At 47.1% G+C, this 16,785-nt stretch carries 10 protein-coding genes and 1 rRNA gene; 10 read left to right on the top strand and 1 reads right to left on the bottom strand.

Translation table 11 applies throughout. The features are described 5' to 3' along the window. Positions 1-141 precede the first annotated feature (141 nt). The 9 genes from HP548_RS02150 to ligA all read left to right on the top strand — a co-directional run bounded on the left by HP548_RS02150 (position 142) and on the right by ligA (position 14,348). The gene (locus HP548_RS02150; RefSeq protein WP_175380730.1) at positions 142-3,762 is read left to right on the top strand and encodes an SNF2 helicase associated domain-containing protein; all 3,621 of its coding nucleotides are present in this window, start codon (positions 142-144) and stop codon (positions 3,760-3,762) included. 80 nt (positions 3,763-3,842) lie between these two features. Then, positions 3,843-4,721 (top strand): UTP--glucose-1-phosphate uridylyltransferase GalU, encoded by an 879-nt coding sequence (gene galU, locus HP548_RS02145; RefSeq protein WP_175380729.1) that lies wholly within the window; start codon positions 3,843-3,845, stop codon positions 4,719-4,721. 183 nt (positions 4,722-4,904) lie between these two features. After that, a complete protein-coding gene (rfbC, locus tag HP548_RS02140) occupies positions 4,905-5,453 on the top strand; it encodes a dTDP-4-dehydrorhamnose 3,5-epimerase (protein WP_110000886.1) in 549 nt (182 codons plus the stop codon). A gap of 55 nt (positions 5,454-5,508) precedes the next feature. Next, the gene (gene rfbB, locus HP548_RS02135) at positions 5,509-6,534 is read left to right on the top strand and encodes a dTDP-glucose 4,6-dehydratase (RefSeq protein ID WP_099859234.1); all 1,026 of its coding nucleotides are present in this window, start codon (positions 5,509-5,511) and stop codon (positions 6,532-6,534) included. Beyond that, entirely contained in the window at positions 6,531-7,412 is an 882-nt protein-coding gene (rfbD, locus tag HP548_RS02130; RefSeq protein ID WP_099859235.1) for a dTDP-4-dehydrorhamnose reductase, read from the top strand. Before rfbB ends, rfbD begins: the two co-directional genes overlap by 4 nt. A gap of 190 nt (positions 7,413-7,602) precedes the next feature. Next, positions 7,603-8,478, top strand: coding sequence for a phosphatidylinositol-specific phospholipase C/glycerophosphodiester phosphodiesterase family protein (locus HP548_RS02125; RefSeq protein WP_175380728.1), 876 nt, complete (start codon positions 7,603-7,605; stop codon positions 8,476-8,478). 287 nt (positions 8,479-8,765) lie between these two features. Beyond that, a complete protein-coding gene (gene pcrB / locus HP548_RS02120; protein ID WP_409347643.1) occupies positions 8,766-9,452 on the top strand; it encodes a heptaprenylglyceryl phosphate synthase in 687 nt (228 codons plus the stop codon). A 435-nt stretch (positions 9,453-9,887) separates the two neighbouring features. Further along, entirely contained in the window at positions 9,888-12,248 is a 2,361-nt protein-coding gene (pcrA, locus tag HP548_RS02115) for a DNA helicase PcrA (protein ID WP_175380726.1), read from the top strand. Between the two features lie 81 nt (positions 12,249-12,329). Next, positions 12,330-14,348, top strand: a complete 2,019-nt coding sequence (gene ligA / locus HP548_RS02110; RefSeq protein WP_175380725.1) for an NAD-dependent DNA ligase LigA — start codon at positions 12,330-12,332, stop codon at positions 14,346-14,348. A gap of 149 nt (positions 14,349-14,497) precedes the next feature. Here the strand turns inward: ligA and HP548_RS02105 are convergent, their stop codons facing one another. Further along, a complete protein-coding gene (locus HP548_RS02105; RefSeq protein WP_175380724.1) occupies positions 14,498-15,850 on the bottom strand; it encodes a molybdopterin-dependent oxidoreductase in 1,353 nt (450 codons plus the stop codon). 698 nt (positions 15,851-16,548) lie between these two features. Between HP548_RS02105 and HP548_RS02100 the strand changes: the two genes are divergently transcribed. Further along, a 16S ribosomal RNA gene (locus HP548_RS02100) occupies positions 16,549-16,785 on the top strand; the annotation flags it as partial.

The following is a 16,785-nucleotide window of genomic DNA, read 5'->3' as shown; positions in this document are numbered from 1 at the left end:
ATGAAGTTGAACTATACTGCAACCCCAATCTCTGCTTTACGGAGCTCTTGGGGTTTTTTCTATAAAATAGACTTGAACTATACCGATACTAAATTCGTATGTGGTATCTTGTTTGTCAGAGTAATATAGGAGGCGAAGACCGTGGCGCCATTCACGATGATGGATATCAAATTGCTGTGCGGGGTCACGGCATTCAAACGGGGAGAAGCGTATAACCAATCTGGCAGGGTGACCAATCTGGTCGCCAGTCACGATGAACGCCATTACGAAGCTGTGGTTCGAGGTACAGAACGATACAAAGTAACGGTTGATCTGGATGATGCAGGTGAGGTTGTTGCCGGATGCAGCTGTCCGGGCGATGGGAGATATTATGACTATTGCAAACATGTGGCTGCCGTATTGCTGGCGATTCATGAATGGGGAGAACAGCGTGACACGGGCTCTCAAACATCCTCGAAGCTGGTGTCTAAACCTGATCGTGGCTCCAGTTCCAGAGTAGGAACGCTGGTGGAGGAGAATGAGTGGGAGCGTCCAAACTCCATTTCAAATACCAACTCAGTATCGAAAATGGGATCACATTCGACTTCATCTACTGAGGCCTTTGTAGCGGAGCCATTGTCTTCCGATTCCAAGCTTGATGACCATGCGGATAGGGATCGTCCGTCTGTGCATTTCGCTCAAGCAGGTCGTCCAAGCTCTGCTCCTGGATGGGGAAGATCAGCAGATAAACCTTCGTACCGAACTGCAGATCAGATTCTTTCCATGTTTGCCAAAGAACGCAGCCCTTTGCATGCAAATGATCGTAAATACACTGCGCCTGTAACCAGGTCTTCATTGCGGGAGGAGCTGCAGCTCCAATTTATATGCAAGCTTGTTCAGGTTCACAAAGGTGGAGCCAAACTCGCGCTTGAACTGAAGGTCGGAAATAAACGCCTGTATGTCGTTCAGAAAGTGAAGCAATTCCTGAACTGCATTGAGAATGGTGAGCCGATGTCGTTTACCAAGCTATTTTTCTACGACCCTTCAATGCATTATTTTCGGCCCCAGGATCAGGCGATCCTGTCTATGCTTATTCGAATGAGGCAGAGTGAGGAAGCATACCGCGAATCCATCTCGGGTTACTTGGGTGCTACAGACGGAAGAGATATATTGATTGCTCCTCTGGTCTGGAAGCCTCTACTGGATTTGTTGCTTCAGGCAGATAGCCGGATGGAGGGGACAGGGTTAGCGAATGGTCCGCTCACTTTGGGTGAGGGGGCACTGCCTTTATTTTACCGTATTGCGCAGGGGACTAATGAAGGATATCAGCTGGAGATCTCCGGATTGCGTGAGCTGATTCTTCTTCCAGCCTATGATGCTGCCGTGGTGGAAGGGCAATTGCATATGTTGGAGCCGATGCAGATGCGAAGTCTGGAGGATTTGAGCAGAGCGCTCACATCTTATGGAATCAAGGAAAGTATCGATATTTCAGCTCAGCAGGTGGATGAATTTGTGCAGCATGTAGTACCGGAATTGCGAACACTTGGACATCTGTCTATCGACTCCCAGGTGAGAGAACGAATCGCAGAGCCGGAGCTTGCGCCAAAGTTGTATATCGATTTCTACCGGGAACGGATTACTGCGCGTCTGGAGTTTGACTATGGTGTAATGGTAATTAATCCGCTGGCCGAATATTTGATCGATGAGGAAGAGAAAAAGGTGATTTTGGTACGTGACCGTCATGCGGAGCGTAACCTGATCGACCGACTAGATCGCTCTTTCCTGGAACGGGATGGCAGTGTATGGGCAAGTGAACGAGAAGATGCGGTATACGATGTGATGTATCATCTGCTGCCGGAGCTTGAGAAGCAGGTAGATATCTATATCCCGAATGCGGTGAAGGCCATGGTGCAATCCTATCCGACACCGCCGAAAGTTCGGGCAGATCTGGGCAAAGGCTTGGATTGGCTGGAGATCTCATTCGAGATGGAAGGTGTAGATGAGCTGGAGCTTCAGGAAATTATGCGCAGCATTGTGGAAAAGAAACCGTATTTCCGCTTGCGCAGCGGTGTGTTTGTCTCTCTCGAAAATGAAGGAGCCGACAGCTTCGCACACATGGCGGACTCGCTTGGACTTGCGTCGGGCGACATCAAGGGCAGTCATATTCGGATGCCAGCAGTTCGGGCGTTACAGCTTCCGGGCCGGGACGAGGTTTCCGGACATGTGAAGTGGGGAGGTTCCCTGAAACGTTTCCTGGATGATCTTCGTGATCCCGAGCGGATGGATTTTGCACTGCCGGATGCGCTTGATCCTGTGCTGCGTGATTATCAGGCGAGTGGATACCAGTGGCTGCGTACACTCGCATTTTACCGATTTGGCGGCATTCTGGCAGATGATATGGGACTTGGAAAAACGCTGCAAAGTATCGCCTATATCGCGGCAGAACTGAAAGAAAAGCCGAAACAGCACAATATCAATCCGGGTGATGCTAGTCACACTGTCGATGAGGGAACTTTCGAGAGTAACATCCCAGATGAATTACAGGTCGGATTGTTGCACCAACAACCTGCTTATCCTCCAGTACTCGTCGTTGCACCAGCTTCATTAACGTACAACTGGGCGAATGAATTTGCCCGTTTTGCACCGCATTTGCGAGTATTGATTGCAGCGGGTCAAAAAGACGAACGTGCAAGTATGCTCGCAGGTATGGATGACGCAGATGTTATTGTGACTTCCTACCCTCTATTGCGGCGTGATCTGGACACATATCTGGGGAGAACGTTTCATACGCTTATTTTGGATGAAGCCCAGGCAATCAAAAATTCTTCTTCCCAGACGGCTCAGGCGGTTAAACAGATTCAGGCACCACGTCGCTTCGCTCTTACAGGAACACCCGTGGAGAATTCATTGGATGAGCTGTGGTCAATCTTTGAAGCGGTTTTCCCGGGCTTGTTTCCAAGTTATCGCAGATTCCGGGACCTGCCACCTGAGCGGATCGCGCGAATGGTTCGTCCGTTTATTCTCCGTCGTCTTAAGAAAGACGTGCTGGAGGAATTACCCGATCGTATTGAAACCGTACAGCGCTCCGAGCTGAAGGACGAACAGAAGAAACTGTATGCCGCCTATCTATCCCAGCTTCAGGATGAGACATCCAAGGATATGGAAGAGAACGGTTTTCAGAAGAACCGGATCAAAATACTTGCTGGTATTACACGCCTGCGCCAGTTGTGCTGTCATCCTGCTCTCTTTGTGGAGGGTTATCAAGGGGATTCCGGGAAAATGGAGCAGCTGCTGGAGACGGTAGAGGATTGTCTGGCTGCTGGCAAGCGGATTCTCATCTTCTCCCAGTTCGCTAGCATGCTGAATCTAATTCGACAGACGCTCGCTGCACAGGGGAGAGATTTGTTCTACATGGATGGTCAGACACCTGCACAGAGTCGGGTAGAGATGTGCCGCAGATTCAACGAAGGCGAAGCCGAACTGTTCCTGATCTCGTTAAAGGCTGGCGGTACCGGTTTGAACTTAACGGGTGCAGATACTGTTATTTTATATGATTTGTGGTGGAATCCCGCCGTGGAAGAACAGGCCATCGGACGTGCCCATCGTATGGGACAGAAACAAGTTGTACAGGTTATCCGCCTCGTTACGGAAGGTACGATTGAGGAGAAGATTCTGGAACTGCAGCAGCGCAAAAAAGATTTGATTGCCGAAGTCATTGAACCCGGAGATCGAGGATCGACTACCTTATCCGAGCAGGATATCCGGGAGCTGTTGATGGTATAATGAAGTCCAATCATATTGGAGTTTACCATCATTTAATATATTAAAATATGACTCTAGCAAAAAAAGGAGTGGGGCTCAGCATGCGTATTCGCAAAGCAATCATTCCAGCGGCCGGGCTCGGTACCCGGTTTCTGCCTGCCACGAAGGCGATGCCCAAGGAAATGTTACCAATCGTTGATAAACCAACGATCCAGTACATTATTGAAGAAGCCGTGGCTTCAGGCATTGAGGATATCATTATCGTAACAGGTAAAGGTAAACGGGCCATCGAGGATCATTTTGACTATTCATTCGAGCTGGAGCAGAATCTGGCTGGTAAACAGAAGTGGGATCTGCTGAATGAAGTTCGCAAACCCTCCGAGATGGCAGACATCCATTATATCCGTCAAAAGGAACCGAAGGGTCTGGGACACGCCATCTGGTGTGCCCGCAAGTTTATCGGAAATGAACCATTTGCTGTCCTGCTAGGAGATGACATCGTGGAGTCCAGACATCCTTGTCTACAGCAGATGATCGAAGTTTATGATGAATTGCAATCTCCAATCGTAGGTGTACAGCCTGTTGATTGGAGCGAAGTGTCTCGTTACGGGATTGTGGATGGGGAATTGGTATCTCGCACCGAAGATCGTGTATACCGCGCGCGTCGTTTGATCGAGAAACCGAAGACGGAAGAATCACCTTCCAATCTGGCTATTATGGGGCGTTATATTCTAACGCCGGATATCTTCGATATCCTTGGTCAGCAGTCTGCTGGTGTGGGCGGAGAAATCCAGTTAACGGATGCTTTGTCCCGTCTGAATGACCAACGACAGATTCTCGCCTATCACTTTGACGGCCTGCGTCATGATGTTGGGGAGAAGCTTGGTTTTATTGAAACGACGATTCATTATGCCCTTCAGCGCCCGGATCTGCGTGATGACTTGTTGGAGTATTTGGAGCAGATAGTACAGAACAAATAGAGAAATCACTATGATTAAGCCCAGCCGAAAGTTAGACACCGGCTGGGTTTTAATTATTTTATGGAACAACGTATTGAAATATCGTGATTTAACCAGGCCAATGAACGATCACTTGCCCCATGCCTTACATATACATAGATTAATATGAAGAAATGCTGTTAATAGCAATAACGGAGGGATAACATGAAGGTGATTCCGCTGTTTATGAATGGCGCAGCTATATTGGAACCTAAGGTTTATGGCGATCATCGGGGATATTTCATGGAAAGTTATAATGAGCGTGTTCTGTATGAAAATGGTATACATCATGTATTCGTGCAGGACAATCAATCCCTGTCCGCAGAAGCTGGAGTTCTTCGCGGACTTCATTACCAGCTTCAGCCCAGAGCACAGACCAAGTTGGTCAGAGTTATATCTGGAGCCATCTATGATGTTATTGTAGATATTCGTACCACTTCACCAACCTTCGGACAGTGGAAAAGTGTCATTCTCAGTGAGTATAATCAGCGGCAGTTGCTTGTCCCTCAAGGTTTCGCTCATGGATTCTGTACACTGGTGCCACATACACAGGTGACATACAAGGTGGATGCATACTATTCGCCTGAACATGACCGGGGTATATTGTGGAACGATCCAGCGCTCGGAATTGATTGGCCTGTGTCGAATCCCATTCTCTCCGAGAAAGACCAGAAGCACCCTTTACTTCAAGGGGCGGAACTGAATTTTGGCTAACTAAAACAAGCTTCTCGGATCGTACAGTATCTGGGGGCAGAAGGAGAGAGATAACATGAAACTGCTCGTTACTGGAGGGGCTGGATTTATTGGCAGCAACTTTGTGATGTATATGCTTCGTGAGCATCCTGATTATGAAATTGTTAACGTGGATTCCTTAACGTATGCGGGCAACCTTGAGAATTTGCAATCCGTAGAATCGAATTCTCAATATACGTTTATCCGAGCGGATATCACTGACGTTCAGCAAATGGAACAAATTATTTCCCAAGGGATCGATGTAATCGTCAATTTTGCGGCTGAGTCTCATGTAGATCGCAGCATTCTGTCCCCGGATATTTTTGTGCGCACCAATGTACTTGGAACTCAGGTGTTGCTGGATGCCGCGAAGAAATATCAGGTTACCAAATATGTTCAGGTGTCTACGGATGAAGTATATGGCTCACTTGGTCCAACAGGTTTGTTTACAGAAGAGACACCTTTGATGCCGAACAGTCCTTACTCTGCCAGTAAAGCTGGTGGGGATTTGCTTGTAAGAGCGTATCATGAAACCTTTGGTTTGCCTGTAAACATTACACGTTGTTCGAACAATTATGGACCTTTCCAATTTCCAGAAAAGCTTATACCGCTTATTATATCTCGTGCATTAAATGATGAGGCTATTCCTGTCTATGGCGATGGGCTTAATATTCGTGATTGGCTTTATGTAGAAGATCACTGTAGTGCTATCGATTTGGTCATTCATAATGGCAAGATTGGAGAGGTATATAACATCGGAGGAAATAACGAACGTACTAATATATATATTGTTGAAAAGATTCTAGAACAACTAGGCAAACCTGCAAGTTTGATTCAATATGTACAGGATCGATTGGGGCACGACCGACGTTATGGGATTGACCCGACCAAATTGCATACTGAACTTGGCTGGAAGCCCGTGCACAATTTTGAGACAGGGATTAAGGAAACCATCCAGTGGTATCTGAATCATCAGGAATGGTGGACACGAATTCAATCAGGTACGTATCAAGATTATGTAAAACTTCAATACGGCGATCGAATGGGTGATTCTACAGAATGAAATATAGAGTGATGGTGACAGGGGCTGCGGGACAGCTCGGATACGATGTTGTAAAGACATTTCAAGCTGGTGGTCATGATGTCATGGCCTGTGACAGGGATCAATTGGACATTACCGACCAACAGCAATGCAGAGAAACCATTAACGCTTTTCAGCCTCACATCATCGTTCATTGTGCTGCCTATACAGCCGTTGATAAGGCCGAGACAGATGAGAATATGGCGTACACAGTCAATGTAACAGGCACTAGAAATATAGCTGTTGCTGCAGAGAAAGTGAAAGCCAAGCTGATCTATATTAGTACCGATTATGTATTTGATGGCACCGCAACGAGACCTTATCAGGAATTTGATTTGACGAACCCGCAGACCGTGTATGGCAAGTCAAAGCTTGCCGGAGAGAGATTGGTCGAGAGTCTCTGCACGCGATGGTTTATTATACGAACATCTTGGGTGTTTGGAGTACATGGCAGTAATTTTGTCAAAACCATGTTGGAACTTCTGGAGAAGCGTCCCCGACTTCAGGTGGTTCATGATCAACAAGGGTCGCCCACATATACTGTGGATTTAGCCAGACTCGTGAGTAACCTTTCATTAACTGAAAAATATGGTATCTACCATGCCTCTAATTCTGGAACATGCACCTGGTATGAATTTGCACAGGCCATTGCAGAAGAAGCAGCTAAGCAATCCGGATTCAAACCGAGTGCTGTTCTCGAGCCTTGTACCACCGGGCAATTCCCACGTCCTGCTCCTCGACCTCAATATTCCGTAATGGATCATCTTGCTATTCGTACAAACGGTCTGCCACCCATGAGAGCTTGGCGAGAAGCTTTAATCGCATTTCTGAATGAATTGAGTGAACAACAAGCCGAATAGATCGTGATTCTTATCCATCCGAAATACTGCATCCCTAGATTTTACAGCCGCCTTCGGGCGGCTTTTTGTTTTACACCTCTCCAATCAGGGTAGTTAGCTATCAAAAAGGAAAAACCGTACATGCTTCGTCATATCATGATAATCATACTCTTTTTCTTTCCTACCACCCTGATAAGGATGTGAACGCCATATGAAACGAATTGCCGCCGTCATTACACTACTCATCGTAACCGTGGGCACACTCTTTTTTGCCTATGACAGTCAGAGCGAGGAGCAGCACGATGGGTTTACGGCCTATCGACTGATTGCTCATGCAATGGGCAGTATCCGTGAGCAGCCCTACACCAACGCCTATGAGGCGATGATTGCCAATTATGAGAAGGGCACACGTGTGTTTGAGATTGACTTTATGCTGACCTCGGACCGTAAAGCAGTAGCCAGACATGAATGGACCGCCAATATGAGTAAAATGCTGGGACAGGACGAGGAGTTACCCGAGGACAAACAGGCTGGGGCGCTGACACATGATGAATTCATGAATACGCCCATTCTGGGCATGTACCAACCGATGGATGCCGATGGCATTATGGATGTATTGGCCAAGTACCCGGATATGTATATCGTGACCGATACCAAGGAACAGAAGGACGAGGATATTCAGCAGGTGCTAAAATCACTCGTGGACGCAGCCAAGAAACATGACCCTTCAATCCTTAATCGGGTTGTAGTTCAGATCTATAACGAGCCAATGCTCGAAACCGTGAAAGAAATCTACCCGTTTCCTTCTATTATCTATACTCTTTACGCTACGCAGGATACTGAAGCCCAGGTGGTTGATTTTGTAAAAAAGAATGACATCGATGCCGTAACCATGCCGGAATATAAAGTAAACCAGAATTTCGTTGCCAAGCTGAAGCAGGCTGGAGCCGTCACCTACGTGCATACCATTAATGACACTGACCAGGTAGCGAACTATGAGAAATGGGGCGTGTACGGCGTGTATTCGGATGTATTGACCGAGCAGGAACTGGATGAGATGAACACACGTTTTGCCTGGAAGCCTTGAGTATTAAATGTTGATTCAAAGGATGCAGTGTCCTACTTTAGACTTTAGATCCAACCCTACTCAAGATATTGATGTTCGAACTGGCGCCAGGCGGTGGCTTAAATTCTGTAGCATCACATCCCTACCATCTAAAATTACAGGCTTCTCCTGCAATTCCAGGGAAAAGTCTGTGATTTTTTGTTCCCCTTTTTATACGAACATTGACACTCACTCCCTGCTGACTTAGACTTAGTTTACAAGCTTTTTAGGATGCAGAAGAACCTCTGGAGGAATGTTCGTTGATAGACATGATTAAGCAGTGGAGACATGTATTTAAGCTAGACCCGGACCGGGAAATATCGGATGAAGCACTCGATCTGATCTGCATGTCGGGAACCGATGCCATTATTGTTGGTGGGTCATCGGGAATTACCTATGACAACACGGTGGACCTGATGTCGAGGGTACGTCGCTACGAGCTGCCCTGTGTACTTGAAGTATCCGAGCTGGAGGCAGTTGTGCCCGGTTTTGACGGATATCTGATTCCGATGGTGCTGAATGCAACGGATAGCAAATGGATGATCGGACAGCACCAGCAAGCCATCGAGCGTTACGGTTACTTGATCCCATGGGATCTGCTTATTGCAGAAGGTTATGTTGTCCTCAATGCCGACTCCACTGTTGCCCGAATGACGGGAGCGGATACGGAATTAACGACGGATGCTGCGGTTGCTTACGCCCAGGCTGCGGAACGTCTGTTAAACCTGCCTATCGTATATATGGAGTACAGCGGAACGTTTGGAGATATGGAGCTGGTTGGAGAGACACACAGACAACTCACCAAGGCGCATCTTATCTACGGCGGCGGGATTGATAGTCCGGAGAAAGCTGGACAAGCTGCACAGGTAGCAGACACCGTAGTGGTTGGCAACATTGTTTACAGTGATTTGAACAAGGCGTTGGAGACGGTCCAAGCTGTGAAAAAATCCGTTTAATCGGTTTAGTTTACCATTCCCCCAATTTCCCCTCTTGATCTGTTAAAATAGAACTTTGGCTTTGCTATTATAGAACAGTTTTTATAAGAATTAATTATCTTTTACACTAAAACGGAGAAGGCGGAACCGATCTGAAGAAACGAAGTGCTCGCTAAAAGCTTTATGAAAAAAGCTGCATCGGAAGCGTAGGCTTATTACCGGATTTTCACCTGTTACTAAGAGATTCGTATACAGGATTATGTTTACACGAAAACGGAGAGTGCAGCAGCAATCTGAAGAAACGAAGTGTTCGTATTTATCACCGGATTTTCCCTTTGATAAAGGGAATCAAAAAATCTGGGGATAACGACGATCGGAAGATGTTGCTGCAATCGTAGTCCAAGTGTAACCGATAGATCAGTTATAACGACCAACCAACGAAAGGAGCATGCATGCATGCAACCTGTAAATATACATGATGCCGTTGCACGGCTTAACACCCCCCAACGGCAAGCCGTCGAGGCGACGGATGGACCACTATTGATAATGGCCGGAGCGGGCAGTGGTAAGACCCGGGTGCTCACCCACCGGATTGCCTATCTTATTGCAACACGAAAAGCACCCCCATGGGGCATTTTGGCTATTACATTTACGAACAAAGCAGCACGCGAGATGCAAGACCGGGTCTCCCAACTGGTTGGAGGCTCTCAGGGTCGTGACATCTGGGTATCAACGTTCCACTCCATGTGTGTGCGTATTCTGCGCCGTGATATTGAACGCATCGGCTTTACCTCCAATTTCAGCATTTTGGATTCATCTGACCAATTATCTGTCATTCGTAGTTGTATGAAAGACCAGAACATCGACACAAAGAAATTTGAATCAAAAGCCGTTCAATCGATGATGAGCACCGCGAAGAATGAATTGATCAGTCCGGAGCAATATGAGAAGCAGGCTGCTGACTATTTTGAGGGCATTGTGGCGAAGGTATATAAGATGTACCAGAAACGTCTCCGTGCAAACAACTCGCTCGATTTTGACGATCTCATCATGGCGACTATTCAACTTTTCAAAGAGGTACCGGAAGTTCTCGACTTTTACCAAAAGAAATTCCAGTACATTCACGTGGATGAGTACCAGGATACCAACCGTGCGCAGTACATGCTGTGCCGTATGCTCGCTGATAGTCATCACCGCATTTGCGTCGTAGGGGATAGTGACCAATCAATCTATCGCTGGCGTGGAGCGGATATTAGCAACATCCTGAATTTTGAGAAAGACTACCCTGAAGCCAATACGATTTTGCTCGAGCAGAACTATCGTTCCACTTCGAATATCCTGAATGCAGCGAACGAGGTAATCGGCCTGAATACTGGGCGCAAACCGAAGAAACTGTGGACGGACAAAGAGGGTGGCTCAAAGATCAAGGTGTACCGTGCGGATTCCGAACATGATGAGGGGTATTTTGTAACTTCCGAGATTAGTAAAAATGTGAAGAATGGCAAATCCTATCAAAACCATGCTATTTTGTACCGTACCAATGCCCAGTCCCGGGTTATAGAGGAAATTTTGATCAAGTCTGATATTCCATATCAGATCGTTGGCGGCATCAAGTTCTATGATCGTAAAGAGATTAAGGACATTCTGGCGTATCTGCGCCTGCTTTCCAACCCTGATGATGACATCAGCCTTACCCGGATTATTAATGTACCAAAACGCAGCATTGGTGATACAACGGTCGCGAAGCTGGCAGCTGCGGCAGGAGAACGGGGGATTTCAATATACCGTGTGCTTCAGGTCGTGGATGATCTTGGTTTTGCCGGTCGAACGCGGAATGCGCTGGTGGAGTTCTATGACATGATCGCCGCGCTGCATCAGATGGTAGAGTATCTGTCTGTGACCGAATTGACCGAGAAGATTCTCGAAATGAGCCAGTACCGGCTTGAGATGCAAAATGAAAACACACTCGAATCTCGTGCACGGCTCGAGAACATTGATGAGTTCCTGTCCGTTACCATGGAATTTGAGAAAAATAATGAAGACAAAACACTCGTTTCGTTCCTCACCGATCTCGCACTGATTGCGGATATCGACAGCATGAACGATGATGAAGAGGATCAGAGTGACGCAGTTACCCTGATGACGATGCACAGTGCCAAAGGTCTAGAATTCCCTGTCGTCTTTATCGTTGGTATGGAGGAAGGAGTTTTCCCGCACAGCCGGGCCTTTATGGATAACGAGGAGCTGGAGGAAGAACGCAGACTGGCTTATGTTGGCATTACGCGTGCGGAAGAACAACTCTTCCTGTCTTGCGCGCAAATGCGGACCTTGTTCGGACGCACAACGGCGAACCCGCCATCACGCTTCCTGGATGAAATTCCGGATGAGCTAAAAGAAGATACCTCCATCGCTCGTGACCGCTACCGTCGTGGTAGCAGCGCAGGTGGATCATATGGTGGCCGTGGACTTGGTGCCAGTGGAGGGAGTAACTTTGGTGGAGCAAGCAAGTTGTTTGATCGTCAGAGCCAAAGCGGTTCTTCCGCTTCGTCAGTTACGTCCTCACGGGTTACCATGAGTACGTCGTCCAGCACATCCAGCACGCCTACCCCGTCGTCAGCATCTAAACCGGTCGCTGCCGGAGCTGGATCTGATGGTTTCAAAGCCGGAGATAAAGTACAACACGGCAAATGGGGAACAGGTACCATTGTTGGGGTGAAAGGCACAGGTAATGACACAGAGCTTCAGATCGCATTCCCGGCCCCGGTTGGCCTAAAACGCCTGCTTGCAGGCTTTGCCCCGATCACCAAAGTAGAATAGATGTTCATGAACGAACGTAGAGCTTGCTCTAACGTTCGTTCTACATAGATCCAAATTATAATAACGGAGGGATGGCCCTGTATGGACCCGATGCACCGGATGGAGCAACTCGTTACCGAGCTGAACCAGCATAATTATCAGTATTACACGATGGATCAGCCGCAGATCAGTGATAAGGAGTATGATCTTCTGTACGATGAACTGGTTACGCTGGAACAGGAGAGTGGCATGGTTTTGCCTGATTCTCCGACACAGCGCGTGGGTGGTGAACTGCTCAAAGGGTTTACACCTCATCGCCATTTATCCTCATTGTGGAGCTTGGACAAAGCCCAGAATATAGAGCAGCTGCGAAACTGGAATACTCGTGTGCTCAAGCTGGTCAATGACTTCAACACCAAAAATCCAGACAATCCGTTGCCCGAACCTGGCTATGTGATTGAACTGAAGTTTGACGGTTTGACCCTGAATCTAACGTACACAAACGGTGAGTTGGTTCAAGCCTCTACGCGTGGAAACGGAACCGTAGGCGAGGGCATTTTGGCTCAGGTTAGAACGATTAAGTCGGTTCCCCTCAAAATCCCTTATACAGGCGGCACGATTGAAGTCCAGGGTGAAGGCATCATGAACCTGTCTGTATTGAATCGTTATAATGAAACAGCAGCAGAGCCACTCAAAAATGCCCGGAATGCCGCAGCAGGAGCGCTGCGCAACCTGAACCCGAAGACTACCGCAGAGCGGCGGTTGAACGCGTATTTCTATAATGTAGGTTATTCGGATGATATTCAGTTTGCCAACCATCAGGAGATGATGGATTTTCTCCGTGAGAATCGATTCAAAGTCAATCCATCCATTACGTATTTCCATGAGTTTGATGATGTGATGGAGCAATTGGCTGCGATACAAGAAAGTCGTGGTCAACTGGACTACCTGATCGATGGAGCTGTTATCAAAATTACAGACATGCGTACCCGTGAGGCACTGGGTTACACAGATAAGTTCCCGCGTTGGGCGGTAGCGTATAAGTTCGAGGCGGAAGAGACCACGACCGTTCTGAACTCTGTTGTCTGGAATGTGGGCCGTACCGGCAAAGTAACTCCACTTGCTCGAGTAGAACCAGTTGAGCTAGCTGGGGTAACGGTACAGAACTGTACATTGAATAACGTGGGTGACATTGAGCGGAAAAATTTGAAGTTTGCCTTAGGTACACGTGTCTTTATCCGTCGTTCCAATGATGTCATTCCTGAGATCCTGGGTAAAGTGACTGAAGAGAGTGATGGCGGGGAAATTGTGTTCCCTGAGCAATGTCCGGCATGTGGATTCCCACTGGAACAGCGTGGAGCGCATTTGTTCTGTAACAACAAGCTGGCGTGCAAACCGCAGACGGTGGCCCGAATTTCTCATTTTGCTTCCCGTGATGCAATGGACATCGAGACATTCAGCGAAAAAACGGCGATTCAGCTGTACGATGAATTGAACGTGCGTGAGCCCGCTGACCTGTATACATTGCAATTCGATGATTTGGTGAAGCTGGAGCGGTTTGGTGAAAAGAAAGCGAACAACCTTATTGCTGCCCTGGAGCAGAGTAAGGATCGTGACCTCGCTTCGTTCCTATATTCACTGGGTATTCCGAATACAGGTAAATCGACTACACGTATGCTGGCTGACCATTACCGCGACCTGCATGCCATTATGAATGCAACGGCAGAGGAACTCGTTGAACTACCTGATGTTGGCGGCATTGTAGCTGAGAGCATTGTGACTTTCTTTGCAGACCCGTTTACACAGGCAGCTATCGAGAAGATGCTGAATTTGGGCGTGAAAGCTCAGGCGCCTGAGGCACCAGCAGCGATTGTGGAAGATTCCTTCTTCAGTGGCAAAACGGTCGTGCTGACCGGAACGCTGCATCAACTCACGCGGGAAGAGGCAACGCAACGACTGGAAGCACTTGGAGCGAAGGTAACGGGCAGTGTCTCCAAAAAGACAGACCTCGTTATTGCCGGAGAGAAGGCAGGTTCTAAACTGACCAAAGCTCATGATCTCGGCATTCCTACTATTGAGGATGAGGATGAACTTGTACGTCTATTGAATCAAGAGGGATAGATTCTGAATGTGAGTAGGCTTTGATTAAATCGCAGCGTATCTCGAATAAGTAATAGATAACTTAAAGACCCCTGTACCACGCATAAGTGGAACGGGGGTCTTTGGTTTGCACATTTATTTAAACTCAACTATATCGGCAGTAACTCCAATCAGGAACGCGCCTGAGAAGCACCAGTAAGCCATGCATCCTTGTCGTATCCTCGTTCCTCCCAGTAGCCGATATGTTCGCTGTCGATCAGTTCAATACGATTCAGCCACTTGACGGACTTATAGGCATACATCTGGGGAATGACCAATCGTACCGGACCGCCCAGATCTGCTGGAATCGGTTTCCCATCATGCATGACAGCTACCATTATATCCTCCATCTGTGCCTGATCCATCGTTATCGCATCTGTATATACACCGTCTCCTGAGTAGAATTTGACGCTGTGTGCTTCGGGTTTTACTCCGGCTTGGGTCAATAGTTGCTTAAGAGATATGCCTTCCCAGGTGTTCTTATAAACAGACCAGCCTGTTACGCAGTGGAAGTCACTGACCTGAACGGTACGAGCAAGCTTCACAAATTGCTCCCAGTTCCATACCTGTGCGCGTTCAACAAGCCCATCAATCCGGAATGACCAGTTTGCATTGGAAAAGGAAGGTATCGGTGTTACTGTGTATACGCGAAAATGACCTTCGGCCCCGCCTCCGACGGGAGGTGAGGAAGCTGGCAGTGCTTGGGGTAAGGGCACCATGTGATTGGGATCGTTCTCCAGCATGCTATCAATACTGTTGTCTAGTTTGAGGTTTCGTCCAACCCATGATATAAAAGTAGGCCCCAAAGTCACAGCTAGCCCCACTCCTACAGCAGACCGAATAAATGCCCGCCGTGTATATACGGGTTGAGGTTTCTCTGTTTGATGGAGAGGACTCTCCTTAATGGTACGTATAGATTCGGTAGAAACGACCGCTGCTGGCGTCGTATTTTCATTAGGAGCATCAGTTGGATTCACTATATTTCTACCCTCTGCTACAACTGTCGTTGCTTTTACTGCACGGCGTGCAGGGTCTTTTAACCATCTCGTTCGCGTGATGGAGTGGTAGATAATATAAGGCAGGCCAACCCAAGTCAGCAAATCATGAACAAGAAGCGCGGCATTCGACCATCTCGGCCCAGCGAGCTTGAACTGCCATAACACAACTCCTGACAACAGCCACCCTACCAGCAGTGCAAGAACAACGATTGTATTTGCTCTCTGCCAAGGCCGATTACGAATTTGTTTCCAGTGCTTTCCGGCCAAAAGTAAGTAATATACCACAGGCGCCAGCATAGCTATCCCGACGACAATATGTAGCCACTTTAACCATACACGTCCGATCCCGAGTAACTCACGCCAGAAACCACCGACCAACATAAGGCCTGATACCGCGAGGATGACAACAATCCAGGCATTCCAGGCATGAATGGAAACGAGCTTTTTACCATAACCCTTTCGAATGTTCTTTAGCCATTGCTTCATATGCGTTCACCCCATATAGGTTATTCATTAGAGCATCTTCGATATAAATGAAGCTGATTGTGATTAGAGAGCGGGTTCTGAATTTAGTATTATTGAGTATTGTGTCAGCGCCTCCTTGTACGGGAGTATCCTATTCATTCCTTATTCTATATTATATATACCTTATTATAGAGCGTTTGGATCACTTGCATCAAAAGTGTAGGGGATGACACTTCTTATATAAAAGTATCCTCTAAATGGTTATCTATTACTATTTGTTCACTAGTAGATGCGCCCATCTGTTTTAGTAAATAGAATTCATTTATTCAGTAACCCTAAGTATCTGTATGTAAATAGAGTGATCCTGCTGCATTCATATAATCTGTCGATTGATGTAGTTGAGAGCTCCTTAGTTAGAGGGATTGTGGATTATAAAGTATTTATATAAAGCTTATTAAAAAGTGCTTGCTAAATAAATTAGATCATGATATATTATTTCTTGTCGCCTCAAGCGAATGATTGTCGAAACGCTTTGAACGCTGACGAAAAAAAGAGTTGACAGTTAGTTAGTCAACATGATAAGATAAGATTCCTGTCCGGTTGACAAGCATTAACACAAACGGACAACAAGTTCCTTGAAAACTGAACAAATGGATAGTAACTTTTGATTCATAATGAATCGTCAGTTTCAAAATGAGCTTATCGCTCTTTTCAATACTTTATTGGAGAGTTTGATCCTGGCTCAGGACGAACGCTGGCGGCATGCCTAATACATGCAAGTCGAGCGGACTTGAAGAGAAGCTTGCTTCTCTGATAGTTAGCGGCGGACGGGTGAGTAACACGTAGGCAACCTGCCCTCAAGTTTGGGACAACTACCGGAAACGGTAGCTAATACCGAATAGTTGTTTTCTTCTCCTGAAGAGAACTGGAAAGACGGAGCAATCTGTCACTTGGGG

The sequence above is a fragment of the Paenibacillus taichungensis genome, assembly GCF_013359905.1.
In the GTDB taxonomy this organism is placed as follows: Bacteria; Bacillota; Bacilli; order Paenibacillales; family Paenibacillaceae; genus Paenibacillus; species Paenibacillus taichungensis.
This window is presented reverse-complemented; position numbering and strand designations above follow the sequence as displayed.